The 24671-nt window shown below is 69.5% G+C and carries 23 protein-coding genes; 21 read left to right on the top strand and 2 right to left on the bottom strand.

Going from position 1 to position 24671, the window contains the following annotated elements; translation table 11 throughout:
- Window positions 1-91 precede the first annotated feature (91 nt).
- The 16 genes from ACQPZA_RS33635 (at window position 92) to ACQPZA_RS33560 (ending at window position 18663) form a co-directional block, all read left to right on the top strand.
- Window positions 92-1402, top strand: a complete 1311-nt coding sequence (locus ACQPZA_RS33635) for a geranylgeranyl reductase family protein (protein ID WP_169394275.1) — start codon at window positions 92-94, stop codon at window positions 1400-1402.
- Between the two features lie 105 nt (window positions 1403-1507).
- Window positions 1508-1873: an NADH-quinone oxidoreductase subunit A gene (locus ACQPZA_RS33630; RefSeq protein WP_433276177.1), complete on the top strand. Its 366-nt coding sequence runs from the start codon at window positions 1508-1510 to the stop codon at window positions 1871-1873.
- A gap of 1 nt (window position 1874) precedes the next feature.
- A complete protein-coding gene (locus tag ACQPZA_RS33625) occupies window positions 1875-2426 on the top strand; it encodes a NuoB/complex I 20 kDa subunit family protein (RefSeq protein WP_169394277.1) in 552 nt (183 codons plus the stop codon).
- 6 nt (window positions 2427-2432) lie between these two features.
- The gene (locus tag ACQPZA_RS33620; protein WP_433276175.1) at window positions 2433-3320 is read left to right on the top strand and encodes an NADH-quinone oxidoreductase subunit C; all 888 of its coding nucleotides are present in this window, start codon (window positions 2433-2435) and stop codon (window positions 3318-3320) included.
- Window positions 3321-3354: 34 nt separating this feature from the next.
- On the top strand, window positions 3355-4692 hold the full coding sequence (locus ACQPZA_RS33615) for an NADH-quinone oxidoreductase subunit D (protein ID WP_433276173.1): 1338 nt from the start codon (window positions 3355-3357) through the stop codon (window positions 4690-4692).
- Complete coding sequence (gene nuoE, locus ACQPZA_RS33610) at window positions 4689-5492, top strand: NADH-quinone oxidoreductase subunit NuoE (RefSeq protein ID WP_169394280.1); 804 nt, start codon at window positions 4689-4691, stop codon at window positions 5490-5492. The genes ACQPZA_RS33615 and nuoE overlap by 4 nt, the downstream gene beginning before the upstream one ends.
- Window positions 5489-6832: an NADH-quinone oxidoreductase subunit NuoF gene (nuoF, locus tag ACQPZA_RS33605; protein WP_169394281.1), complete on the top strand. Its 1344-nt coding sequence runs from the start codon at window positions 5489-5491 to the stop codon at window positions 6830-6832. Before nuoE ends, nuoF begins: the two co-directional genes overlap by 4 nt.
- Entirely contained in the window at window positions 6829-9282 is a 2454-nt protein-coding gene (locus ACQPZA_RS33600) for an NADH-quinone oxidoreductase subunit G (RefSeq protein WP_169394282.1), read from the top strand. Before nuoF ends, ACQPZA_RS33600 begins: the two co-directional genes overlap by 4 nt.
- Before the next feature lie 35 nt (window positions 9283-9317).
- Window positions 9318-10613 carry an NADH-quinone oxidoreductase subunit NuoH gene (nuoH, locus tag ACQPZA_RS33595; protein ID WP_433283093.1) on the top strand — a complete coding sequence of 432 codons (1296 nt, stop codon included), beginning with the start codon at window positions 9318-9320 and terminating at the stop codon, window positions 10611-10613.
- A complete protein-coding gene (gene nuoI / locus ACQPZA_RS33590) occupies window positions 10606-11148 on the top strand; it encodes an NADH-quinone oxidoreductase subunit NuoI (protein WP_433276170.1) in 543 nt (180 codons plus the stop codon). The genes nuoH and nuoI overlap by 8 nt, the downstream gene beginning before the upstream one ends.
- Window positions 11145-11972, top strand: a complete 828-nt coding sequence (locus tag ACQPZA_RS33585) for an NADH-quinone oxidoreductase subunit J (protein ID WP_433276168.1) — start codon at window positions 11145-11147, stop codon at window positions 11970-11972. Before nuoI ends, ACQPZA_RS33585 begins: the two co-directional genes overlap by 4 nt.
- Complete coding sequence (gene nuoK, locus ACQPZA_RS33580) at window positions 11969-12268, top strand: NADH-quinone oxidoreductase subunit NuoK (protein ID WP_169394285.1); 300 nt, start codon at window positions 11969-11971, stop codon at window positions 12266-12268. The genes ACQPZA_RS33585 and nuoK overlap by 4 nt, the downstream gene beginning before the upstream one ends.
- 179 nt (window positions 12269-12447) lie before the next feature.
- A complete protein-coding gene (gene nuoL / locus ACQPZA_RS33575; protein ID WP_169394359.1) occupies window positions 12448-14358 on the top strand; it encodes an NADH-quinone oxidoreductase subunit L in 1911 nt (636 codons plus the stop codon).
- A complete protein-coding gene (locus ACQPZA_RS33570) occupies window positions 14355-15980 on the top strand; it encodes an NADH-quinone oxidoreductase subunit M (RefSeq protein ID WP_433276166.1) in 1626 nt (541 codons plus the stop codon). The genes nuoL and ACQPZA_RS33570 overlap by 4 nt, the downstream gene beginning before the upstream one ends.
- 26 nt (window positions 15981-16006) lie before the next feature.
- Window positions 16007-17578, top strand: coding sequence for an NADH-quinone oxidoreductase subunit NuoN (gene nuoN, locus ACQPZA_RS33565; protein WP_211173757.1), 1572 nt, complete (start codon window positions 16007-16009; stop codon window positions 17576-17578).
- 83 nt (window positions 17579-17661) lie between these two features.
- On the top strand, window positions 17662-18663 hold the full coding sequence (locus ACQPZA_RS33560; RefSeq protein WP_433276164.1) for a polyprenyl synthetase family protein: 1002 nt from the start codon (window positions 17662-17664) through the stop codon (window positions 18661-18663).
- Window positions 18664-18665: 2 nt separating this feature from the next.
- Here ACQPZA_RS33560 and rarD read toward each other — a convergent pair whose 3' ends face one another.
- Window positions 18666-19589 (bottom strand): EamA family transporter RarD, encoded by a 924-nt coding sequence (rarD, locus tag ACQPZA_RS33555; RefSeq protein ID WP_433276162.1) that lies wholly within the window; start codon window positions 19587-19589, stop codon window positions 18666-18668.
- A 229-nt stretch (window positions 19590-19818) separates the two neighbouring features.
- On the opposite strand from rarD, the gene ACQPZA_RS33550 reads away from it, so the two are divergent.
- From ACQPZA_RS33550 to ACQPZA_RS33530, 5 genes are all read left to right on the top strand, one after another.
- Window positions 19819-20541, top strand: coding sequence for a hypothetical protein (locus ACQPZA_RS33550; protein ID WP_433276160.1), 723 nt, complete (start codon window positions 19819-19821; stop codon window positions 20539-20541).
- A 360-nt stretch (window positions 20542-20901) separates the two neighbouring features.
- Window positions 20902-21267: a hypothetical protein gene (locus ACQPZA_RS33545; RefSeq protein ID WP_433276158.1), complete on the top strand. Its 366-nt coding sequence runs from the start codon at window positions 20902-20904 to the stop codon at window positions 21265-21267.
- 315 nt (window positions 21268-21582) lie between these two features.
- Window positions 21583-22101 carry a hypothetical protein gene (locus tag ACQPZA_RS33540; protein ID WP_433276157.1) on the top strand — a complete coding sequence of 173 codons (519 nt, stop codon included), beginning with the start codon at window positions 21583-21585 and terminating at the stop codon, window positions 22099-22101.
- A 109-nt stretch (window positions 22102-22210) separates the two neighbouring features.
- Window positions 22211-22861, top strand: coding sequence for a hypothetical protein (locus ACQPZA_RS33535; protein ID WP_433276155.1), 651 nt, complete (start codon window positions 22211-22213; stop codon window positions 22859-22861).
- Between the two features lie 488 nt (window positions 22862-23349).
- Window positions 23350-23706 (top strand): hypothetical protein, encoded by a 357-nt coding sequence (locus ACQPZA_RS33530; protein ID WP_433276153.1) that lies wholly within the window; start codon window positions 23350-23352, stop codon window positions 23704-23706.
- Window positions 23707-24218: 512 nt separating this feature from the next.
- Here ACQPZA_RS33530 and ACQPZA_RS33525 read toward each other — a convergent pair.
- Window positions 24219-24569 carry a hypothetical protein gene (locus tag ACQPZA_RS33525; RefSeq protein ID WP_169394274.1) on the bottom strand — a complete coding sequence of 117 codons (351 nt, stop codon included), beginning with the start codon at window positions 24567-24569 and terminating at the stop codon, window positions 24219-24221.
- Between the last annotated feature and the right edge of the window lie 102 nt (window positions 24570-24671).

Below are 24671 nucleotides of genomic sequence, written 5' to 3'. Positions count from 1 at the left end.
GGGAGGCGCCGCCCGGGTGGCGGACGCGCGCTCACTCGCCCGGGTGCATAGACTCCGTAAGACTTCGTGAATCTGTTCACAAGGAGCCGTTTTGGTCGCGCCCGAACCCACCACCGTCGGCGGGCGACCGGATGCCGACGCCGACGTCATCGTCGTCGGTGCCGGTCCCGCCGGGTCCACCGCCGCTGCATACCTCTCACGTGCCGGTCTCGACGTGCTCCTCCTGGAGAAATCGACGTTCCCGCGGCCGAAGGTCTGCGGCGACGGCTTCACGCCCCGCGGCATGAAGCAGCTGATCGACCTGGGCATCGACTGCTCGGAGAGCAACGGCTGGCTGCACAACAAGGGCCTGCGGGTGGTGGGTGGCGGCGTCACCCTCGAGCTGGAGTGGCCCACCCTCGCGAGCTTCCCGAACTTCGGTGCCGTCCGGCCCCGGCAGGACTTCGACGAGCTGCTCGTGCGCCACGCCGAGAAGTCCGGCGCGCGGCTGCACGAGGACACCACGGTCACCGAGGCCCTCACCGACCCGCGGACGGGCCGGGTCACCGGCGTGGCCGGCATGGTCGGCAAGGGCAAGGACCGCCGCCCGGTCTCTTACCGGGCGCCGCTCACCCTCGCCTGCGACGGCGTGAGCGCCCGGCTCGCGTTGAGCCTCGGGATGGCCAAGCGCGACGACCGGCCGATGGGGGTGGCCGTCCGCCGGTACTACAACAGTCCCCGCACGCACGACGACTTCCTCGAGAGCCACCTCGAGCTGTGGGACCGCTCGAACCCGGCCGACCCCAAGCTGCTGCCGGGCTACGGCTGGATCTTCGGGATGGGCGACGGCACGTCGAACGTCGGGCTCGGGATCCTGTCCACGAGCAAGGCCTACGGATCGACCGACTACCGGGCGCTGCTGAAGTCCTGGCTCGACGGGACCCCGGAGGAGTGGGGCTTCCGCGACGGGAACGCGGTGGGCAGCGTCGGCGGGGCGGCCCTGCCGATGGGCTTCAACCGCACCCCGCACTACCGCCCCGGCCTGCTGCTCGTCGGCGACGCAGGCGGCATGGTCAACCCGTTCAACGGGGAGGGCATCGCCTACGCCATGGAGTCGGCGGCGATCGCGTCCCGGTGCGCGGTGCAGGCGCTGGCCCGCTCGGGCGCGTCGGCGGAGGCGGCACTGGCCGGCTATCCGGTCGCGATGAGCCAGGCGCTGGGCGGTTACTACCGAATCGGCAACGTCTTCTCGAAGCTCATCGGGAACCCGTCGGTGATGGGCCTGGCCACGAAGTACGGTCTGCCGCGCGTGACCTTGATGCGCTTCATCCTCAAGCTGCTCGCCAACCTCTACGACCCGAAGGACGGGGGCGTGAGCGACCGGGTCATCACCACGATGACCAGGCTCGCACCGAGTTTGTAGTACTAAGGCATGCCTGGCTCCGGCCAGGGCCGCGCCCCGACTTAGTGTCGCGAGCGGTGTCTGACCAGGAAGAGTCCGCTACTAGTAGACGACAGGGCTGAACGGATGCTCGATCCTTACCTCCCGCTGGTGCTGATGTTCGCCCTGGCCGGTGCGTTCGCGCTGTTCTCGGTGACGGCCGCGCCCTACATCGGGCCGCGGCGCTACAACCGGGCGAAGCTCGACGCCTACGAGTGCGGCATCGAGCCTTCACCCCAGCCCGTCGTGGGTAGTGGCCGCATGCCGGTCGCCTACTACCTCACGGCGATGCTGTTCATCCTGTTCGACATCGAGATGGTCTTCCTCTATCCGTTCGCGGTCAGCGCCGATGCGCTCGGACTGTTCGGGCTGGTGGAGATCGTGCTGTTCATCGTCACGGTCGGCTTCGCCTACGTATACGTGTGGCGGCGCGGCGGACTGGATTGGAACTGAGATGGGTCTGGAAGAGCACCTGCCCAGCGGCGTACTGCTGACCAGTGTCGAGAAGCTGGTCAACTGGACCCGCAAGTCCTCGCTGTGGCCCGCCACCTTCGGGTTGGCCTGCTGCGCGATCGAGATGATGACCACCGGGGCGCCACGGTACGACCTGGCCCGCTTCGGGATGGAGGTCTTCCGCGCCTCGCCGCGCCAGGCCGACCTGATGATCGTCGCGGGCCGGGTGAGCAACAAGATGGCTCCCGTCCTGCGCCAGATCTACGACCAGATGCCCGAGCCCCGCTGGGTGCTGGCGATGGGCGTCTGCGCATCGTCGGGGGGCATGTTCAACAACTACGCGATCGTGCAGGGCGTCGACCACGTCGTCCCCGTCGACATGTACCTGCCCGGCTGCCCGCCGCGGCCGGAGATGCTGATGGACGCGATCCTCAAGATCCACGCCAAGATCATGGACGAGCCCCTCGGTGCCAAGCGGGCCGCTGCGCTCGCGGAGAGCGGCTACAAGACCGAGCTGGTGCCGTCCTCGATCAAGTACGCGAAGAAGAAGTGACCGGCCATGGCTGACGAGAACACCGGCACGTCCGGCACGTCCAAGGAGAGCGGCGAGCCGACCGGCGGCGCCCAGTCCTCCGCGGAGGCGAGCGGAGCCGACACCGCCGCGCAGCGCGCCGCGGGAGGCGAGCGGCCCGCGGGCGGCGAACCGGAGCAGACGGGCGCGCCGATCGACGCGCGGTCGGCCGCCGATGGCGGTGACCGGTCCACCCCGGAGGGGGGCACGCGGGTCGCGGCCCCGGCCACCCGCGAGCGCCAGGGGATGTTCGGGGTCACCGGCTCCGGCGACACCTCCGGCTTCGGCGGGCTGCGGTTGCCCGGGCACGCCCCGGCCCCGGCCGAGCGGCCGTTCGGCGGATGGTTCGACGAGTTCGCCGACGACTTCGCCGAGGCGCTGGCCGAGCGCGGGGTGCCGCGCGGCGCGGTGCAGCAGATCACCATCGACCGCGGCGAGATCACGTTCTACGTGCGGCGCGAGCGCATCCTCGACCTCTGCCGCACGCTGCGCGACGACGAGGGCCTGCGCTTCGAGCTGTGCTCCTCGGTGTCCGGGGTGGACTACGGCGAGGGCGTCGCGCAGCGGCTGCACGTCGTCTACCACCTGACGTCGATGACCTACCGGCGCCGCATCCGGCTGGAGGTCGCGCTCGACGTGGACGACCCGCACCTGCCGAGCGTCGTCGAGGTCTACCCGACGGCCGACTGGCACGAGCGGGAGACCTGGGACATGTTCGGCGTGATCTTCGACGGCCATCCGGCGCTCACCCGGATCCTGATGCCGGACGACTGGGAAGGCCACCCCCAGCGCAAGGACTACCCGCTCGGCGGGATCCCGGTGGAGTACAAGGGGGCGGAGATCCCGCCTCCGGACCAGCGGCGGTCCTACACGTGACCCCCGACGACCTCATCTCCGCGGAGGCGGCGACATGACGGACATCCGTGACGACGCTCCCACGCCCGATGCGTACCGCGCGTCGGAGCGTGAGACCACCGAGGGCACGGTCTACACCGTCACCGGTGGCGACTGGGACACGTTCCTCGACGAGGAGCACGACGACCGCATCGTCATCAACATGGGCCCGCAGCACCCGTCCACGCACGGCGTGCTGCGGCTGGTGCTGGAGCTCGAGGGCGAGACGGTGCAGCAGGCCAGGTCGGTGATCGGCTACCTGCACACCGGTATCGAGAAGAACTGCGAGTACCGCACCTGGACCCAGGGCGTCACCTTCGTGACGCGCATGGACTACCTCGCGCCGATCTTCAACGAGACCGCGTACTGCCTGGCGGTGGAGAAGCTGCTGGGCATCGAGGCGCCGCGCCGCGCGACCGTGGCCCGGGTGCTGCTCATGGAGCTCACGCGCATCGGCTCGCACCTGGTGTGCCTGGCCACCGGCGGGATGGAGCTGGGCGCGCTCACCGGCATGACGGCGGGCTTCCGGGAGCGCGAGGAGGTGCTGCACCTGCTCGAGTTCCTCACCGGTCTGCGGATGAACCACGCGTTCGTCCGGCCCGGCGGTCTCGCGCAGGACCTCCCCGACGGCTGGGAGCAGAAGGTCGCCGAGTTCGTCGCGCTGATGCGCACGCGGCTGCCCGACTACGACAAGCTGCTCACCGGGCAGCCGATCTGGCGCCAGCGCCTCGAGAAGGTCGGTTACCTGCCGCTGGACGGGTGTCTCGCACTCGGGGCCACCGGGCCGATCCTGCGCGCGGCGGGGCTGCCGTGGGACCTGCGCAAGGTGGAGCCCTACTGCGGCTATGAGGAGTACGACTTCGAGGTCCCCACGGCCACCGAGGCGGACTGCTACGCCCGCTACCGGCTGCGGGTCGCGGAGATCCACGAGTCGCTGAAGATCATCGAGCAGGCCGCCCAGAAGATGGAGCCCGGCCCGGTCATGGTCGAGGACCGCAAGGTCGCCTGGCCTGCGCAGCTCTCGATCGGCTCGGACGGGATGGGCAACAGCCTCGAGCACGTCCGCAAGATCATGGGTCAGTCGATGGAGTCGCTGATCCATCACTTCAAGCTGGTCACCGAGGGCTTCTCGGTGCCGGCCGGCCAGGTGTACGTACCGATCGAGTCGCCCCGCGGTGAGCTGGGCTACCACCTGGTGTCCGACGGGGGTACGCGCCCGGTGCGTGTCCACGTCCGCGACCCCAGCTTCGTGAACCTGCAGACGATGCCGGCGATGAGCGAGGGCGGCATGGTGGCGGACGTCATCGCGGCCGTCGCGTCGATCGACCCGGTCATGGGAGGCGTGGACCGATGACAACGCCGGAAGGCACGCCCGAGGCGAACGGCCGGCCGGCCGCGCCGGAGGAGGTCGTGTGGGAGGCGGTGGCGCAGGAGCCGTCACCCGTCTCACCGGTCTTCGACGAGGTGACCCGCCAGCGGACGAAGGAGATCATCGCTCGCTACCCACAGTCACGATCGGCACTCCTCCCGTTGCTGCACCTCGTGCAGTCGGTGGAGGGTTTCGTCAGCCAGGACGGGATCCGCTACTGCGCTGAAGCGTTGGAACTGACGACCGCCGAGGTCTCCGCGGTAGCCACCTTCTACACAATGTACAAGCGCAGCCCGTGCGGAGAACACCTGGTCAGCGTGTGTACGAACACACTCTGCGCCGTGCTGGGTGGCGACGCGATCTACAAGCGGCTCAGCGAGAAGCTCGGCGTCGGCCACGAGGAGACGGCGGGCGAGCCGGGCACCCCGGGTTCGATCACGCTCGAGCACGCGGAGTGCCTGGCGGCCTGCGACCTGGGCCCGGTGCTGCAGGTCAACTACGAGTACTTCGACAACCTCACGCTTGAGTCGGCGGAGGCGCTGGTGGACGCGCTGCAGCGCGGCGAGCGGCCGGCGCCCACCCGCGGGGCCCCGCTCACCGACCTCAAGACCGTGGAGCTCGAGCTGGCCGGGATCTTCCCCGACCTGGAGCGCAGCGTCGAAGGCCCGTCGACCGCACCGGAGACGGTGCGCGGCGCGCAGCTGGCGGCCGACCGCGGCTGGGTCGCCCCGCCGATGCCCGACGCCCCACCGGCCTTGCCGGACCTCCCGGAGAAGAAGTCATGACCGCTGCACAGACCAACCCGCCGGCGCCCGACCCGCTCACCCCGGTGCTCACCCGGCGCTGGCTGTCGCCCCGCTCGTGGTCGATCGACACCTACGAACAGCTGGAGGGCTACCAGGCTCTCCGGTCGGCGCTCGCCGCGCACCCCGACCAGCTGATCCAGCTGGTGAAGGACTCCGGCCTGCGCGGGCGTGGCGGTGCTGGCTTCCCCACGGGGATGAAGTGGAGCTTCATCCCGCAGGGGCCCACCGGGCCGGGCGCCAAGCCCAAGTACCTCGTGGTCAACGCCGACGAGGGCGAGCCGGGCACCTGCAAGGACATCCCGACGATGATGGCCGACCCCCACTCCCTGGTGGAGGGTTGCATCATCACCTGCTACGCGATCCGCTCGAACTTCTGCGCGATCTACGTGCGTGGCGAGGCCCTGCACTGCATCCGCCGGGTGCGCCGTGCGGTGGAGGAGGCCTACGCCAAGGGCTACCTGGGCAAGGACATCCTCGGTTCCGGCTTCGACCTGGACATCGTGGTGCACGCCGGCGCCGGTGCGTACATCTGCGGCGAGGAGACGGCGCTGCTCGACTCGCTCGAAGGTCGTCGCGGTCAACCGCGCCTCAAGCCTCCGTTCCCGGCCACGTCCGGTCTGTACGCATCGCCCACTGTGGTCAACAACGTGGAGACCATCGCCTCGGTTCCCGCGATCGTGCAGGGCGGCAGCGACTGGTTCCGCAGCATGGGCTCGGAGAAGAGCCCCGGCCCGAAGATCTACTCGGTGTCCGGGCACGTCGAGCGGCCCGGCCAGTACGAGGCCCCGCTGGGCATCACGCTGCGGCAGCTGCTGGATCTCGCGGGCGGGATGAAGGACGGGATCCCGCTCAAGTTCTGGACGCCGGGCGGCTCGTCCACCCCACTGTTCACCGCCGAGCACCTCGACGTCCCGCTGGACTTCGAGGGCGCGGCAGCGGCCGGGTCGATGCTGGGCACCACCGCGGTGCAGGTCTTCAACGAGACCGTGTCCGTGCCGTGGGCGGTGATGAAGTGGACCGAGTTCTACAAGCACGAGTCCTGCGGCAAGTGCACGCCGTGCCGCGAGGGCACCTACTGGCTCGTCCAGATCCTCGAGCGCATGGTGCACGGCGAGGGCACCGAGGCCGACGTCGAGACGATGCTCGACATCTGCGACAACATCCTGGGCCGCTCGTTCTGCGCACTGGGTGACGGTGCGACCAGCCCGATCACCAGCGGCATCAAGTACTTCCGCCAGGAGTTCCTGGACCTGATCGCCGCCCAACCCGCGGTGGCACGTCCGGAGCAGCTGGCCGAGCTGACCGGAGCCACGGCATGACAATCGCTCCCGAGGAGAAGAAGGAGGCGCGGCCCGTACCCGAGGGCCACGTCCGCCTCACGATCGACGGCCTCGAGGTCGACGCGCCCAAGGGCGAGTTGCTGATCCGCACCTGCGAGCGCCTGGGGATCATCGTCCCGCGCTTCTGCGACCACCCCCTGCTCGACCCGGCGGGCGCCTGCCGCCAGTGCCTGGTCGAGGTGGAGATGGGCGGGCGCCCGATGCCGAAGCCGCAGGCCAGCTGCACGATGACCGTGGCCGACGGCATGGTCGTCAAGACCCAGCACTCCTCTCCCGTGGCCGCGAAGGCCCAGGAGGGGGTGATGGAGCTGCTGCTCATCAACCACCCGCTGGACTGCCCGATCTGCGACAAGGGCGGCGAGTGCCCCCTGCAGAACCAGGCGATGAGCACCGGCCGCACCGACTCGCGGTTCGTCGACACCAAGCGGACGTTCCCCAAGCCGCTGCCGATCTCCACGCAGGTGCTGCTCGACCGCGAGCGCTGCGTGCTCTGCCAGCGCTGCACCCGGTTCTCCGAGGAGATCGGGGGCGACCCGTTCATCGATCTGCTCGAGCGCGGTGCGCACCAGCAGATCGGGGTGGCCGAGGACAAGCCGTTCCAGAGCTACTTCTCCGGCAACACCATCCAGATCTGCCCGGTCGGCGCGCTGACCAGTGCCGCGTACCGGTTCCGCTCCCGCCCGTTCGACCTCGTCTCCACCGACGGCGTCTGCGAGCACTGTGCGTCGGGCTGCGCCCAGCGCGTCGACACCCGGCGCGGCACGGTGCTGCGCAGGCTGGCAGGCAACGACCCGGCGGTCAACGAGGAGTGGAACTGCGACAAGGGGCGGTTCGCGTTCCGCTACCTCGGCTCGCCGGAGCGGATCACCCGCCCGATGGTCCGCGGCGCCGACGGGGTGCTCGTCGAGACCTCGTGGACCGAGGCGCTCACGGCCGCGGCAGAGGGCCTCACCGCCGCCCGTGAGGGTGGCATCGGGGTGCTCGCGGGCGGCCGGCTGACCGTCGAGGACGCCTACGCGTACGGCAAGTTCGCCCGCGTGGCGGCGCACACCAACGACGTCGACTTCCGGGCCCGGCCGCACTCGGCCGAGGAGCTGGAGTTCCTGGCGGCGCACGTCGTCGGCCAGGGCCCCGAGGTGCTCGACTACGCCCGGCTGGAGGCCGCGCCCGCGGTCCTGTGCGTGGCGTTCGAGCCGGAGGAGGAGTCGCCGATCGTCTTCCTCCGCCTGCGCAAGGCGGCCCGCAAGCACGGCCAGCAGGTGTTCCACCTCGGCCAGTGGACCACTCCGGCCGTCGCGCGCACCTCGCGCGACACCGGGGCCGCGTCCCCGGCGGCCAAGGACAACCTCGTCCGCTCGGTCCCGGGCGCCGAGGCTGCCGTGCTCGCCGAGCTCCCGGAGCACGTCGTCGCCGCCCTCACCGGTGGCGGCGTGATCCTCGTGGGGGAGCGCGCAGCCGAGGTGCCGGGCCTGTACTCCGCGGTGTCGGCGCTGGCCGCCCGCACCGGTGCCGTCGTCGGCTGGGTGCCACGCCGGGCCGGTGAGCGCGGTGCGCTCGACGCCGGTGCCGTCCCCACGCTGCTGCCCGGCGGCCGCCCGGTCACCGACGCGGCCGCGCGTGCCGAGATCGAGGCGGCCTGGGGCCTGGCGGCCGGAACGCTGCCCACCGCCCCGGGCCGCGACACCGACGAGATCCTGGCGGCCGCCGCGATCGGCGAGCTGGCCGCGCTGGTGGTCGGCGGGCTCGACCCGCACGACCTCGCCGACCCGGCCGCCGCCCTCGCCGGGCTGCGGGAGGTCGGCTTCCTGGTGAGCCTGGAGATGCACACCTCGGCGGTCACGGAGCTGGCCGACGTCGTGCTGCCGGTGGCTCCCGATGCCCAGCGGTCCGGCAGCTACCTGAACTGGGAGGGCAGGCGCCGCGAGTTCACGCCGGCCCTCGACGCGAGCGGCGTGCTCCCGGACTGCCGCGTGCTCGACACGCTGGCCGTCGAGATGGACGCCGACCTGTTCACGCAGACGCCCGCCGCCGCGGCCGGTGAGCTGGGCCGGCTCGGGCTCGGCGCCCGGACGGCCGCGGCGGCGCCGTCGGTGCCGCCGGTGGAGCCGCTGCGCCCGGCCTTCGGGCAGGCGGTGCTCGCGACCTGGCGCCAGCTGGTGGACGACGCGGCGCTGGCCGTCGACGAGCCCGCACTGGCGGGCACGGCACGACCGGCGTTCGCGCGGGTCAACGCGGCCACGGCCGAGCGGCTCGGCCTCGTCGAGGGGCAGCCGGCCACGGTGCGCACCGACCGCGGTGCGGTCACCCTGCCGGTGGCGCTGGCCGATCTACCCGACGGTGTGGTGTGGCTGCCGGGCAACTCCGACGGCAGCCGCGTCCGCAGCGTTCTCGGAGCAGGTCACGGTGACCTCGTGGGGGTGACGGCATGACCACCATCCAGCTGCTCGCGCAGGCGCCGGGCGGGATGACCCGCACCCAGCAGCTGCTGGCCGACGACCCGATCTGGCTGGTGCTGCTCAAGGTGGTGGCGCTGTTCGCCATCGGCGTGGTGCTCACCCTGTTCATGATCAACCTTGAGCGCAAGGTGGTGGGCCGGATGCAGCAGCGTCCCGGCCCGAACCGGACGGGCCCGGGTGGCTGGCTGCAGAGCCTCGCCGACGGGCTCAAGCTGGCGTTCAAGGAAGACATCATGCCGGTGATGGCCGACAAGCGGGTGTACTTCATCGCCCCGGTCATCTCGACGATCCCGGCGTTCGTGGCGTTCTCGGTGATCCCGTTCGGCGGCGAGGTCTCGATCTTCGGCGAGCCGACCGTCCTGCAGCTGGTGGATCTCCCCGTCGGGGTGCTGGTCGTGCTCGCCTGCAGCTCCATCGGCGTCTACGGGATCGTGCTCGGCGGCTGGGCCTCGGGTTCCCCGTACCCCCTGCTCGCCGCGCTGCGCAGCGCGGCGCAGGTGATCTCCTACGAGATCGCGCTCGGCCTCTCGATCGTCGGCGTGATCCTCTACGCCGGGTCGCTGTCCACGGCCGACATCGTGGCGTCCCAGAGCAGCGGGTGGTATCTGCTGCTGCTGGCGCCCAGCTTCGTGGTGTTCGTGATCGCGATGGTCGGGGAGACCAACCGGGCGCCGTTCGACCTGCCGGAGGCGGAGTCGGAGCTGGTGGGCGGGTTCCACACCGAGTACTCGTCGCTGAAGTTCGCGCTGTTCTTCCTGGCCGAGTACGTCAACATGGTCACCGTCTCGGCGATGGCCACCACGCTGTTCCTGGGCGGTGGGCAGTGGCCGTGGCCGCTGTCGTTCCTCAACGCCAACGGCTGGCTGCAGTTCGTCGCGTTCCTGATCAAGACGTTCATCTTCCTGTTCGTCTTCATCTGGCTGCGCGGCACGCTGCCCCGCCTGCGCTACGACCAGTTCATGCGGCTGGGCTGGAAGGTGCTGGTCCCGGGCAGCCTGCTGTGGATCCTGACGATCTTCGCGATCCGCACCTACCGCACCAGCGGCGCGGGCAACGTCACCACGTTGCTGGTGGCGGTGGGGATCGGGCTCGCCGTGGTGCTGGTGGTGGCGTTCCTGGTGCCCGACCGGCAGGTCGAGGAGCCGGTGATCGAGCTGGCCTCCGACTACCCGGTGCCGCCGATCGACCTCGCCGTGCCCACACCGTCACGACACAAGCTCCGCGCCCGCCCGGTGGACACCGGGCAGGTGCGGGAGCCGGCCCTGACCGGTGGTTCCGCTGCCAAGGAGACCGACGATGTTTGAGTTCTTCAAGGGCTTCGGTGTCACCTTCTCGACGATGTTCAAGAAGGTCGTCACCGAGGAGTACCCGGAGAACTTCCCGCCAGCCGCGCCGCGCTACCACGGCCGCCACCAGCTCAACCGCCATCCGGACGGGCTGGAGAAGTGCGTGGGGTGCGAGCTGTGCGCCTGGGCCTGCCCGGCGGACGCGATCTACGTCGAGGGCGGCGACAACACCGAGGAGGCGCGCTACTCCCCGGGTGAGCGGTTCGGCGCGATCTACCAGATCAACTACCTGCGCTGCATCGGCTGCGGGCTGTGCATCGAGGCCTGCCCCACCCGCTCGTTGACGATGACCAACTTCTACGAGATGGCCGACGACAACCGGCAGGACCTGATCTACACGAAGGAGCAGCTGCTCGCGCCGCTGCTGCCGGGCATGGAGCAGCCGCCGCACCCGATGCGCCTCGGGAACGACGAGCAGGACTACTACGTGCAGGGCCCGACCCTGGCCCGGAAGAACCTGGAGACCGACCCGGTGGGGGAGCAGGTCAAGTGAACGTTCTCGTTCTCGCGCAAGCGGCACCTGACGCCGTCGGCGTCGGCGAGGCCGTCGTCTTCTGGATCCTCGGCCCGATCGCACTCGCAGGCGCGCTGGGCATGGTGTTCGCCCGCAACGCCGTGCACTCCGCGCTCGCACTGGTCGGCACGATGTTCTGCCTCGCGGTGTTCTACATCGTGCAGCAGGCGCCGTTCCTCGGCTTCGTGCAGATCATCGTCTACACGGGCGCGATCATGATGCTGTTCCTGTTCGTGCTGATGCTCGTTGGCAGGGACAGCTCCGACTCGGTGGTCGAGGTGCTGCGTGGCCAGCGGATGACCGCGCTGCTCCTGGGCATCGGGCTCGCGGTGCTGCTGGTCGGCGCCCTCGGGAGCTCCCTCACCTCCGTCACCTCGGTCGGCCTGGCCGCGGGTGGCGCGGGCGCGGGCGGCAACGTCACCGGGCTCGGGGCGCTGATCTTCACGAAGTACCTGTTCGCCTTCGAGCTCACCTCCGCGCTGCTCATCACCGCGGCGCTGGGCGCCATGGTGCTGGCCTTCGCGCAGAGCAAGGGCCACCTCAAGCGTGGCCAGCGGGCCACGGTCGAGGCGCGCCTGCGCGGCGAGCACGACCGGATCTCGCCGCTGCCCGGCCCCGGTGTCTACGCCACCGCCAACTCGGTGGCCGTCCCGGCCGTGCTGCCCGACGGCTCGATCGCGCCGGAGTCGATCTCGGCGATCATCGACGCCACCCCGGTGGCCCCCACCGACGAACGGCACCCGGACGCGCACGCCCTCACCGGTTCTCGGTCCGCCGACGACACCTCCGAGGAGACCCGGTGAGCCCCACCTACTACCTGCTGCTCTCGGCGCTGCTGTTCTCCATCGGCGCGGTGGGCGTGCTGGTGCGGCGCAACGCGATCGTCGTGTTCATGTGCATCGAGCTGATGCTCAACGCCGTGAACCTGAGCCTCGTCACGTTCTCGAGGATCAACGGCCAGCTCGACGGCCAGGTCATGGCGTTCTTCGTGATGGTCGTGGCCGCCGCCGAGGTCGTGGTCGGTCTCGCGATCATCATGTCGATCTTCCGCACCCGCCGGACCGCGTCGGTCGACGACGCGAACCTGCTGAAGTACTGAGACCTAGGAGTGCTCCCCGTGCACACCACGCCCCGTCTGTCGCGGGCCCGGCGCGAACGTCGGTCGAGGCCCACCAGTGATGTCCGTGCCGTGACCGGCGCGGCCACCGGTCGGAGCCCGCGATGAACGCGGTGTTCGCCCAGGCCACCGAGCTGCCCTCGGTCGAGGCAGCCACCGGCATGGCCTCCCTGGCCTGGCTGCTGTTCGCACTCCCGGCGCTCGGGGCACTCGTGCTCTTCGTCGCAGGCAGGCGGGCGAACGCGTGGGGCCACTGGCTCGGCGTGCTCACCGTGGTCGCGTCGTTCGTGGTGGGTCTGCTGATCTTCCTCGAGACCCTCCAGCTCGACCCCGCCCAGCGGACGCGGGAACTGTCGCTCTACGACTGGGTCGCGGTCGCAGGTCTCAACGTCCACTACGGCCTGCGGATCGACCCGCTGTCGCTGACGTTCGTGCTGCTCATCACGGGTGTCGGTGCGCTGATCCACATCTACTCGGTCGGCTACATGAGCCACGACCCAGGACGTCGGCGGTTCTTCGCACAGCTCAACCTGTTCATCGCGGCGATGTTGCTGCTCGTCCTCGGCAACAACTTCGTGATGCTCTACCTCGGCTGGGAGGGCGTCGGTCTGGCGTCGTACCTGCTGATCGGCTTCTACCAGGACCGCCCGTCCGCGGCTACCGCCGCCAAGAAGGCCTTCCTGATGAACCGCGTCGGTGACGTCGGGCTGGCGATCGCGATCTTCGTGCTGTGGTCGCAGCTGGGCACTCTCCAGTACGACGCCGTGTTCGAACGGATCGGCCAGGTCTCGACGCCGGCGCTCGTCGCGATCACGCTGTTGCTGCTGCTCGGCGCCTGCGGCAAGTCCGGCCAGTTCCCGCTGCAGTCCTGGCTTCCGGACGCGATGGAGGGCCCCACCCCGGTGTCGGCGCTGATCCACGCGGCGACGATGGTCACCGCGGGGGTCTTCCTGATCGCGCGGACGAGCCCGATCTACAACCTCACGGAGACCGGCAGGCTGATCGTCATGCTGGTCGGGGTGATCACCCTCCTGATCGGGGCGATCATCGGGTGCGCGTACGACGACATCAAGAAGGTGCTCGCGTACTCCACGGTCAGCCAGATCGGCTACATGATCCTCGCGGTCGGTCTGGGACCGGTGGGCTACGCGCTCGGCATCGCCCACCTGCTCGCCCACGGCTTCTTCAAGGCAGGGCTCTTCCTCGGCGCCGGGTCGGTCATGCACGCGATGCACGACGAGGTCGACATGCGCAGGTTCGGTGGCCTGGCCCGGTACATGCCGATCACGTTCGTGACGTTCGGCCTCGGCTACCTCGCGCTGATCGGCTTCCCCGGCCTGTCCGGGTACTTCACGAAGGACGAGATCATCGTTGCCGCCTTCACGGCACCCGGCTGGCAGGGGTGGGTCTTCGGGCTCGCCGCCGCGCTCGCGGCCGGCCTCACCGCCTTCTACATGACCCGCCTGATGCTCATGACCTTCTTCGGTGAGAAGCGCTGGAAGGATCTCCGCACGGCCGAGGGCGAGGAGTACCACCCGCACGAGTCGCCTGCGGTGATGACGGGGCCGATGATCGTGCTCGCGATCGGCTCGGTCTTCGCGGGCTTCCTGCTCACCAACAACCACGTGCTGGCCACCTGGCTGGCCCCGTCGGTCGGTGAGCAGGCGGAGCCTGCGCACGCCGCGCTGTCGCACACCGAGGTCACCATCCTCACCCTCGTGCTCGCCGCGCTGGGCGTGCTGGCCGCCTACCTGCTGGTCGGCAGGCGCCCCACGCCCGTCGAGCGGCCCGAGCCGGTGTCGCTCCCCGTGCAGGCGGCACGCCGCGACCTGTACGCCAACGCCATCAACGAGACTCTCATCGCGCGGCCCGGCACCTGGCTCTCCCGCGCGCTGGTCTACGTCGACAACCGCGGGGTCGACGGCCTGGTCAACGGCACGGCCGCGCTGTTGGGCGGCAGTTCGGGCCGCCTGCGGCGGCTCCAGACCGGGTTCGTTCGCTCCTACGCGCTCTCGATGCTCGCCGGTTCGGTGCTCGTCGTGGCGGCGCTCCTGGCGGTGCGGTTCGCATGAATGACGGTTCCGTGACCTCAGGGGGAAGCGTGTTGCTCCTCGTCCTGCTGCTCCTCCCGCTCGTCGGTGCCCTCGTGGTGGCGCCGATGAAGGAGAACCAGCGACTGGCCAGGCTCGTCGCGCTCGGGTTCGCGCTGGTGGAACTCGTGCTCACCGCGGTCACCTGGCTCTCCTACTCGGTGGCCGACGCCGCGAGCGGCACCCGGTTCCAGCTCGAGCTCTCGGTGCCGTGGATCCCCGCCTTCGGCACGCGGTTCGCGCTCGGCATCGACGGGATCGCGCTGGTGATGCTCGCGCTGATCGCCGTGCTGGTGCCGATCGTGATGGCGTTCTCCTGGGAGGAGAAGCTGCCGGAGGGCCGCACGAGGTCGGGCTACTTCGGACTGCTGCTGGCGACCCAGGGCCTGCTGGTCGGGGTGTTCGCCGCCACCGACGTGTTCCTGTTCTACGTGTTCTTCGAGGCCATGCTGATCCCGATGTACTTCATGATCGGGCGCTTCGGCGGGCCGCGCAGGCAGTACGCGGCGGTCAAGTTCTTCCTGTACTCGCTGCTCGGTGGGCTGATCATGCTCGCCTCGGTGATCGGCCTCTTCGTCGCGAGCGGCGAGCAGTTCGGCCAGGGCACCTTCACCTGGACCGACCTGCAGCGGATGGCGGCGAGCCTGCCGGAGTCCACGCAGATCTGGCTGTTCCTGGGCTTCTTCGTCGCGTTCGCGATCAAGGCCCCGCTGGTGCCGTTCCACACCTGGCTGCCCGACGCCGGTGCCGAGGCACCGGTCGGTGCGGGTGTGCTGCTGGTCGGCGTGCTGGACAAGGTCGGCACGTTCGGCTTCCTGCGGTACTGCCTCCCGTTGTTCCCCCTCGCGTCCCAGCGGCTCGCGCCGCTGGTGCTCATCCTCGCCGTCATCGGGATCCTGTACGGCGCGCTGCTGGCCGTCGGGCAGACGGACATGAAGCGGTTCGTGGCCTACACCTCGATCGCGCACTTCGGGTTCATCGCGCTCGGGATCTTCGCCTTCTCCACGCAGGCCTTCGCGGGGTCCGCGCTGTACATGGTCAACCACGGCCTGTCCACGGGGATGCTGTTCATCGTGGTCGGCCTGCTCATCGCGCGCGGCGGGTCGCGGCTGGTCACCGACTACGGGGGCGTCAGCAAGCCGGCCCCGCTGCTGGCCGGCGCGTTCCTCGTCGCCGGGCTCTCGTCGCTGGCCATGCCCGGCACCAACTCGTTCGTCAGCGAGTTCCTGGTGCTCGTCGGCTCCTACCCGCGCGAGCCGGTGTACACGATCCTGGCCACCGTCGGCATCGTCCTCGCGGCGCTCTACGTGCTGTGGATGTACCAGCGCACCATGCAGGGCCCGGTGCGTGGCGCCGCGGTGCTCGGTGCGCTGGAGCGGGGCGGGCCCGGCACCATGCTCGACCCCGGCGTCGCCGCGAAGCGTGACGGATCCGGGTTCCCGGACCTGTCGAAGCGCGAGATCGCGGTGCTGACGCCGCTGATCGTGCTGATCATCGTGCTCGGGTTCTTCCCGGGTCCGGTGCTCGACGTCATCAACCCGTCCGTGGTGGCCACCATGAACGAAGTGGGTCTCTCCGACCCGGTGGGAGGACTGTCCCGGTGACCAGCCAGGCCCAGGTGGCGCCCCTGATGGCGCCGCCCATCGACTACGCCGCGCTCGCGCCGTTGCTCATCGTGCTCGCGGCGGCGTGCATCGCCGTGCTGGTGGAGGCGTTCCTGCCCCGCCACCAGCGGTGGCCCGCCCAGGTGACGCTGTCGGTCGTCGCGATCGGCGCGGCCGGACTCGCGCTCGGCCTCTACGCAGGCAACGGTCCCGCCGGCATCACCACGCTGGCCGACTCGCTGGCGGTGGACGGTCCCACGCTGTTCCTGTGGGGCACGCTGCTCGCGCTCGGCCTGGGCAGCATCCTGCTCATCGCCGACCGGTCGGTGGAGCCCGGCGGGGCGCTCATCGCCTCCGCCGCGTCGCGTGCCGTGGTCGGCGGCGGGGCCGGCGCCGAGGGGATCGCGCCTCCTCCGGAGGACCGTTCCTACGGCACCCCCGGTCTGGCGCCCACCATGCAGACCGAGGTCTTCCCGTTCACGCTGTTCGCCCTCGCCGGGATGATGGCGTTCTGCGCCGCCAACGACCTGCTGACGATGTTCGTCGCGCTCGAGGTGCTCTCGCTCCCGCTCTACATCATGTGCGGCCTCGCCCGGCGCAGGCGGCTGATGTCGCAGGAGGCGGCCGTCAAGTACTTCCTGCTGGGCGCGTTCGCCTCCGCCTTCTTCCTGTACGGCCTCGCGCTGATCTACGGCTACGCCGGCTCGGTGCGCCTCACCGACATCGCCACCGCCGCCGTGGGCACGGCGCGGTCCGACGCGCTGCTGCTCGGCGGTCTCGCCCTGCTCGTCGTCGGCCTGATGTTCAAGGGCTCGGTCGGGCCGTTCCACACCTGGACGCCCGACGTCTACCAGGGCGCGCCGACGCCGGTCACGGCGTTCATGGCGGCCTGCACGAAGGTCGCCGCATTCGGCGCCATCCTGCGGGTGCTGCACGTGGCCTTCGGGGACACCCGTTGGGAGTGGCGGGGAGTGCTCTGGGCGATCGCCATCCTGTCGATGGTGATCGGCGCCGTGATCGGTCTCACGCAGACCGACATCAAGCGGATGATCGCCTACTCCTCGGTGGCCCACGCCGGCTTCCTCCTGATCGGGGCCATCTCGATCACCGAGCAGGGCGTCTCGGGCACGCTGTTCTACCTGCTGGCCTACGGGTTCACCACGCTCGCCGTGTTCGGCGTGATCAGCCTGGTCCGCAACGCCGACGGCGAGGCCACCCACCTGTCCCAGTGGGCCGGGCTCGCCAAACGGTCCCCGATCGTCGCCGGGGTCATGACGTTCCTCCTGCTCGCTCTCGCCGGGATCCCGCTCACCAGCGGTTTCACGGCGAAGTTCGCGGTCTTCTCGGCCGGGCTCGGCGACGGGATGGCCCCGCTCGTGGTCATCGCTCTGGTGGCGAGCGCCGTGGCGGCGTTCTTCTACGTCCGCGTGATCGTGCTGATGTACTTCAGCGAGCCCGCCGCCGACGGCCCCACCGTCACGGTCCCGGGAGCGTTCACCACCGCGGCCATCACGCTCGGGGTGATCGTCACTCTCCTGCTCGGAATCGTTCCGACCCTGGCCTTGGGCTGGGCAGGCGGCGGCGGCTTCGTAGGGTAGGGACGTCAACGAGCTCGCGGGCTCACACCGGAACGGCAAGCAGTGACGCGATTGCGGCCGAACAGCGTCACCGAGGAGCGTGCGTGAGTACCAACGCGATAGCGGGCGTCGAGCTCGGGGACACCGAGCTCGCCGCGGCCACCGCCGCGGGCCTGGACAGGGTCGAGGATCTGCTGCACCGGGAGGTGCGCAGCGAGTACGGGTTCGTCACCGAGACGTCGCTGCACCTCATCGAGGCGGGTGGCAAGCGGTTCCGCCCGCTGTTCACGCTGCTCGGCGCGCAGATCGGACCGAGTCCCGACGCCGACGAGGTGATCACCGCCGCGGTGGTCGTCGAGCTGATCCATCTGGCGACGCTCTACCACGACGACGTCATGGACTCCGCCACGATGCGCCGGGGCGCGGAGAGCGCCAACTCGCGCTGGGACAACAGCGTGGCGATCCTGACCGGTGACTTCCTGTTCGCCCACGCCTCCCGGCTCGTGGCCGACCTGGGGCCGGACGCGGTGCGCATCATCGCCGAGACGTTCGCCGAGCTGGTGACCGGCCAGATGCGGGAGACCCGTGGCCCGCGCCCCGGCGAGGATCCCGTGCAGCACTACCTCCAGGTGATCGCGGAGAAGACGGGGTCGCTGATCGCCACCGCAGGCCGCTACGGCGCCATGTTCTCCGGCTGCCCGCCGGAGCACGTGGAGGCGCTGCACCGGTTCGGCGCCACGATCGGCATGGCCTTCCAGATCTCCGACGACATCATCGACATCGCCTCGGCATCGGACAGCTCCGGCAAGACACCCGGCACCGACCTCCGCGAGGGCGTGCTCACGCTGCCGATGCTCTACGCGCTGCAGGACACCGGCCGCGACGCCGACCGGCTCCGGGTGCTGTTGGCCGAACCGCTCACCGACGACGCGGAGGTGAACGAGGCGCTCGGGCTGCTGCGTGCCGGTCCGGGGCTCGACCGCGCCCGCACGATGCTCGCGGGCGAAGCCGCAGGTGCCCGTGCCGAGCTCGGGAAGCTGCCGGACAGCGCCGCCACGCAGGCGCTCGCGTCACTCACCGAGTACGTGGTGGACCGCACCGGCTGACCTCAGGTGCGCCCGGCGATCTGGACGCGGGGTTCGGGCGCAGCAGCGCGGGTGGCACGCACCAGGTCGACGGTGAGGATCGCCAGCGCCACCCACACCAGGCCGAAGCCCAGCCAGCGCACGGCGGGCATCGACTCGCCGACCACGAGCACTCCCCAGAGGAACTGCAGCGTCGGTGTCAGGTACATCAGCGTGCCGAGCGTGGTGAGCGGGATCCGGCGTGCGGCGGCGCCGTAGAGCAGCAGCGGCACCGCGGTCACCGGGCCGGCGGCCACCAGCAGCACGATGTGCCACCCGCCGTGGTCGACCAGCGTGCCCGAGCCGCCGAGCTGCAGCACCACGATCAGCGCTGCGGCGGCGGGGCCCAGCACCAGGCCCTCGGCGGTGAGCCCGGCGGTTGAGCTCAGCGGCACCGTCTTCTTCAGCAGCCCGTAGACGCCGAAGGAGACGGCCAGCGCCAGCCCCAGCCACGGCGGCCTGCCGTTGCTGACGCTGATGATCACCACGGCCGAGGTGGCGACGGCAAGTGCCACCCACTGCAGCATGCGTGGCCGTTCACGCAGCACCAGAACGCCCAGCAGCACGCTGACCAGAGGGCTCATGTAGTAGCCGAGCGCGATCTCCACGACATGGCCGATCGCCACGCCGTAGATGAAGACCCCCCAGTTCACGGCGATGCAGACGGCCGCGGCCGCCACCGTCCACCAGTGGCGGGTCGCGAGCGAGCGCAGGTCGCTCCAGCGGTGCAGCAGCGACAGCACGACGGCCATCAGGACCAGCGTCCACAGGATCCGGTGGGCGAGCACCTCGATCGGTGCGGCCGGGTCGAGCAGCGGCCAGAAGGCCGGGAACAGCCCCCACGTCGCGTACGCCCCGACGCCGAGAGCCACACCGCGACGACCGAGCTCAGGGAGGGCGACTGCCATCCCGTCATCACAACATCCGGTGGCTGCACGCGTCCGGGCCGGTGGCATCAACCGTTCGTGACGGACGCAAGGAAGCTTTCACCCACACGTGCACGTGCCCATGTGGTCCGATCGTTCGAGTGGAATGCGCCATTGGCGAGGACTGCGGGCGACCATTCGGGTGGGAGGTCGCGCGTACCGAGCTCGGAGGGCGTACCGCGTCGAGATCGTCGTCTCCGGGGGGAACGTCGTGGGCTGGCAAGTCGGTCAGGTCTGGGTCCTGTACGTGGTCGGGGGCCTCGTCATCGGAAGCGGCGTGACGTGGCTGGTGCTCAGGCGTCCGGAGTCCCTGTTCGTGCGCCCGGAGCAGCGGCTCTCACCCACGGCCTGGGCCGGGACGACCGCGCCGACCGGGATGGCGAAATGGGCGCCCGGACCGCAGACCGCGGACACCGAGGAACCGGCATCGGCTGATGCGCCTCAGTCATCACCCTCCCTGGCCACCGACCCGGCGCTGGCGGTGCTCGACTGCGACCGGACCGCCGTCCGGCCCCTGCCCCGGCCCGACGCCGCGGCAGAGGCGGTCGGGGCGCTCGACCTGCTCGGCGTCGCCCCGGTGACCGATCCGGCCGGACCTGCGGCGACCGGGTGGGTCGCCCCGGCGGCCGGCGTGGAGGCCCCGGACACCCCGGCAGCGGCTGTGCCGGTGGGTGGAGACCGACCGGAGAACGGCCCGGCGGGGGAGAGTTCGTCGGAGGACGGCCCTGCCGAGGACCGTCCTGTCCAGGAACACCTGGTTGCGCAGAACGACGCATGGGACGACGGCCTGACCGAGACGGTTCCCGAACCCCGGCGCCCGGCCGACGACATGCAGGCGCACGGTGGCGGTCCCGCCGAACGGCCGCTGCAGATCCCCGTGCAGGCAGGTCCGCGGGACAACTCCACCCGGCCTGACGGCAGCGGGCGATCCTGACGGGACAGGCGACCCACGGCCGGCAGGGCCGATTCGCTGCTGTGGTGCCACCACGACGGCGTGGCACCGACAGCGGAACATCGCGGCCGGCGAATGGATACGCCATCGTTCGGGTGGGATCGTGATGGAATGGGTCACCCTCCGTCGAACAATGTGGCCCGCAGCGTCGAGAGTCCTCGGAAAAGTATCCACCATCAGATGCATATCTTAACTGTAAGTACTTTGTTAATCCGATAGTGTGGCGCGATTTGGTTACCTGCTGAATGCGCGCTAGATTCACCCCAGTCGGCGAGGGCTCCCCCTGAAGCGCTGACTCGGAGCGTCGACGTTCTAAGTCGACACATCAATGAGGAGACGTCTGTGCTGAAGAAGGTTGGAATCGTAGCGGCCGCCGCTACTGCCGGCGTGCTTGCGCTGAGCCCGCTGGCGTTCGCGCAGGGTTACGAGGGAGGCCGTGGCGACCGGGACCGTGACCGCGGTAACGAGTCCACCGCGTTCGGTTTCCAGGACAGCAGCGAAGAGCGGAACCAGGTCAACCTCTGCTCCTTCGACCAGGACTCCACGGTGACTCCGGCGCTCGCCGGCCCGATCCTGCCGCTGATCTCGCAGGACCAGAACAACAACTGCGTCAATGTCGGCGACGGCTCCGAGTACGAGGCGCCGGCCGAGGTCATCCCGCCGCTCGTGCCCGTGGTGCCCGTGGTGCCCGTCGTGCTCGCCGGCTGATTCATAGCCAGTAAGCAAGGGGAAGGGCCCGGACCATTGTCCGGGCCCTTCTTCTGCGTTTGTGTGAAAGTAGTCTCTCCGATTGGTCGAACGCGGAGAGCGACGAATGCACCCGATCGGATGGTTGCCCGAACTCCACTGTACATCCGGCCGCAGGTCGAGTTACATATACACTGCGTCTCCTGGTGTAAACGACGAAGGCCCCGGCTCAGCACCCGGGGCCTTCGTGTTGTGCGGGGCCGGCGCGAGCTCGTCGCCCCGGCTTGCCCCGACGGCCACGTCACCTGCGGGCATCGGTCGGATCCTGGTAATCCGATGGTGTGGTGCGAATTGAATGCGCACGGTGTGCGGGTAGCTTTCCCATCGGTCAGCGAAAGATCCTCGACCGAGCTAGGGCTGTCGACACACGATGAGGAGACGTCTGTGCTGAAGAAGGTTGGAATCGTCACGGCTGCGGCCACCGCCGGCATGCTCGCGCTGGGTCCGTTGGCATTCGCGCAGGGCTATGACGGCGGCCGTGGCGACCGGGATCGCGACCGCGGCGGCAACCAGTCGACCACGTTCTGGTTCGAGGACAACAGTGTCGAGCGGAACCAGATCAACCGCTGCTCCTTCGACCAGGACTCCACGGTGACGCCCGGTCCTGTCGGCGCAGTCCTGCCGCTGATCACCCAGGACCAGAACGGCAACTGCGTCAACGTCGGCGACAACTCGGAGTACACGCCGCCGGACGACGACGTTCCTGCCGTGCCGGTCGTTCCGCCGGTGGTTCCGCCGGTCATCCCGCCGATCATTCCGCCGATCATTCCGCCGATCATCCCGCCCGAGATCTGACAGACCTCCCGCTCTCGGTGCGGGGAAGGGTCCGGACCCGTGGTCCGGACCCTTCTTCGTGCCTGGACATCCCGCCCCGCAGGCGGCCGCAGCAGCGGTGGCAGGTTCCATGAGCTTCCTGGGATGGCCGTCCTCCGATGGTCACGCCACCTTCGGGTGGGCCGTCACCACTCTCCGTGGAACGGAGACGTCGGGCCGGCAGAAACTGCCCGAAAAGATTCAGCCCGATCAGATACGTATCTTCACCGACAGTACTTTGTTAACCCGATGGTGTGCCGCAATTGAATTTGCGTGGAATGCAGGATACGTTCACCGCGGTCAGTGGAGGCTCCCCGCCCAAGCTGCTGACAAGGAGCGTCGGCATTGCATGTCGACCATCAATGAGGAGACGTCTGTGCTGAAGAAGGTTGGAATGGTGGCAGCTGCTGCCACCGCCGGGATGCTTGCCCTGAGCCCGCTGGCGTTCGCGCAGGGTTTCGGAGATGGCCCTGGTGACCGCGACCGCGACCGCAACGAGGTGACCGCGTTCGCGTTCGAGAACGACAGCGTCGAGCGGAACCAGGTCAACCTCTGCGAGTTCGACCAGGATTCGACCATCCTGCCGTCCACGGTCGTCGGCGCGATCCTCCCGGGGGTCGTCCAGGACCAGAACAACAACTGTGTCAATGTCGGCGATGCCTCCGAGTACTCGCCCGAGCCTGAGGTGATTCCGGCGCCCGTGGTGCCGCCCGTGGTGCCGCCCGTCGTCCCCGTGGGCTGAGACAAGTACGAGCAAGAGGGGAAGGGCCCGGGCCGTTGGCCCGGGCCCTTCTCGTCTGCTCGACGGCGCGCTCCACCGAGCGTTTGCAGGCGAGTTGCCCGGCTCACGCCCATGACGACGGCCCCGTGCTCGACTACTCGGGGCCATTCGGCTGTCCGGCCGGCTCGGCAACCTCTCCGGGCTCTCGAGGACGGCCGGCGACCAGTTCGGAGCCGTGTCGGTTACGTCCTTCGTTCGGGTGGGATCGTCGTGACCGTTGCTCACGCTGCGTCGATCAAAAGTGCTCGAGGCTGCGGGAACTCCGGGAGAAATACGCACCATCAGATGCGTAACTTAACTGATAGTACTTTCTTAATCCGATGGTGTTACGGGATTTGGATTCGCCTGTAATGCGCGATAGATTCATCTCGGTCAGCGGAGGCTCCCCGCCAACGCTGCTGACTCGGAGCGTCGGCATTGCATGTCGACACATCAATGAGGAGACGTCTGTGCTGAAGAAGGTTGGAATCATGGCGGCTGCCGCCACCGCCGGCATGCTCGCGCTGAGCCCGCTGGCGTTCGCGCACGACTACGACCGCGGCCACGACCGTGACCGTGACGACCGGGGTAGCCAGTCGACCCTGTTCGCATTCGAGGATGACAGCGTCGAGCGGAACCAGGTCAACCTCTGCTCCTTCGACCAGGACTCCACTGTGACGCCCGGTCTCGTCGGCGCGATCCTGCCGCTGATCTCGCAGGACCAGAACGGCAACTGTGTCAACCTCGGTGACGGTGCCGAGGCGGAGGACGACGACGACGCCGCGCCCACGCCGGCTCCCGTGCCGCCTGCCGCTGTGGCCCCCTGATAATTCTGTAGCAGGGTGATCCACGGGAGGGCCCGGACCACATGGTCCGGGCCCTCCCCCTTTGCGTTCCGGTCATGGCTCGAGCGTTCCCGAGCTGTCCTGGCCGCGGTTCCGCGGTGTGCATCCGCCTGATCGATGTGCCCGCCGATGACGAAGACCCCGGGTTGCACCCGGGGTCTTCGTGTCCAATGCCGCGGCTTGCCCGGCTGACGTTCCTGGAGGCGCGCGGATCAGGCCGGTCGGCGTCGCACATAGGCTGAACGGGATCGGTCCGGGTGGGGTCCTGGCAAGCCCGTACAGGGCCGACGAGGCCCGGCTCCAGTGGGAGTTGGCGAAGCGTCCAGCCAGAGCGATTCGGGACTACTGCCGGCCCGCCGGGTGTTGCGCAAAGGTCTCCGCCTGCTGGGGTCGGAGCGGCCCATGCAATCGAGGACGCGGGGCACACGAGAAAGGGCCCGGACCAATGGTCCGGGCCCTTTCTGGTATTCGTGCTGCTAGGTGTTGCTGATCGCTCAGCCGCCCAGCAGCGGCAGCGGCGCGCCCGGTGCGAGCGGGGCGACAAGGGAGCTACCGTCGCCGATGTTGACGCAGTTCAGCATCTGGATCTGGGTCGGCAGCGGCAGGATCGGGCCGGCCAGGCCACCCACGGCGGACGAGTCCTGGTCGAACTCACAGACGTTGACCTGGTTGCGCTGGACGCTGTTGTCCTCCACGGCCACCGAGGTGTCGCTGCTGCTCCTGCTGGTGCTGCGGTCGTGCGAGCGGTCGCCGTGGTCATCCTTGTCACCCGCGAACGCCAACGGACTCAGGGCGAGCATGCCGGCGGTGGCGACAGCAGCCACCATTCCAAGCTTCTTCAGCACAGACGTCTCCTCATTGATGTGTCGACATGCAATGCCGACGCTCCGAGTCAGCGGCCTTCGGCGGGGAGCCATCGCTGACTGAGGTGAATGTATCGGGTAATC

Origin of the sequence: Pseudonocardia xinjiangensis, from assembly GCF_050948425.1 — a bacterium.
GTDB classification, from domain to species: domain Bacteria; phylum Actinomycetota; class Actinomycetes; order Mycobacteriales; family Pseudonocardiaceae; genus Pseudonocardia; species Pseudonocardia xinjiangensis.
This window is presented reverse-complemented; position numbering and strand designations above follow the sequence as displayed.

Bases quoted from the DNA above. Each gene is read 5' to 3' on its own strand.
- ACQPZA_RS33630 (WP_433276177.1), top strand. From the start codon at position 1,508: ATGCTCGATCCTTACCTCCCGCTGGTGCTGATGTTCGCCCTGGCCGGT.
- ACQPZA_RS33625 (WP_169394277.1), top strand. From the start codon at position 1,875: ATGGGTCTGGAAGAGCACCTGCCCAGCGGCGTACTGCTGACCAGTGTC.
- ACQPZA_RS33620 (WP_433276175.1), top strand. From the start codon at position 2,433: ATGGCTGACGAGAACACCGGCACGTCCGGCACGTCCAAGGAGAGCGGC.
- ACQPZA_RS33615 (WP_433276173.1), top strand. From the start codon at position 3,355: ATGACGGACATCCGTGACGACGCTCCCACGCCCGATGCGTACCGCGCG.
- nuoE (WP_169394280.1), top strand. From the start codon at position 4,689: ATGACAACGCCGGAAGGCACGCCCGAGGCGAACGGCCGGCCGGCCGCG.
- nuoF (WP_169394281.1), top strand. From the start codon at position 5,489: ATGACCGCTGCACAGACCAACCCGCCGGCGCCCGACCCGCTCACCCCG.
- ACQPZA_RS33600 (WP_169394282.1), top strand. From the start codon at position 6,829: ATGACAATCGCTCCCGAGGAGAAGAAGGAGGCGCGGCCCGTACCCGAG.
- nuoH (WP_433283093.1), top strand. From the start codon at position 9,318: ATGACCCGCACCCAGCAGCTGCTGGCCGACGACCCGATCTGGCTGGTG.
- nuoI (WP_433276170.1), top strand. From the start codon at position 10,606: ATGTTTGAGTTCTTCAAGGGCTTCGGTGTCACCTTCTCGACGATGTTC.
- nuoL (WP_169394359.1), top strand. From the start codon at position 12,448: ATGGCCTCCCTGGCCTGGCTGCTGTTCGCACTCCCGGCGCTCGGGGCA.
- ACQPZA_RS33570 (WP_433276166.1), top strand. From the start codon at position 14,355: ATGAATGACGGTTCCGTGACCTCAGGGGGAAGCGTGTTGCTCCTCGTC.
- nuoN (WP_211173757.1), top strand. From the start codon at position 16,007: ATGGCGCCGCCCATCGACTACGCCGCGCTCGCGCCGTTGCTCATCGTG.
- rarD (WP_433276162.1), bottom strand. From the start codon at position 19,589: ATGGCAGTCGCCCTCCCTGAGCTCGGTCGTCGCGGTGTGGCTCTCGGC.
- ACQPZA_RS33540 (WP_433276157.1), top strand. From the start codon at position 21,583: ATGGTGTGGTGCGAATTGAATGCGCACGGTGTGCGGGTAGCTTTCCCA.
- ACQPZA_RS33535 (WP_433276155.1), top strand. From the start codon at position 22,211: ATGAGCTTCCTGGGATGGCCGTCCTCCGATGGTCACGCCACCTTCGGG.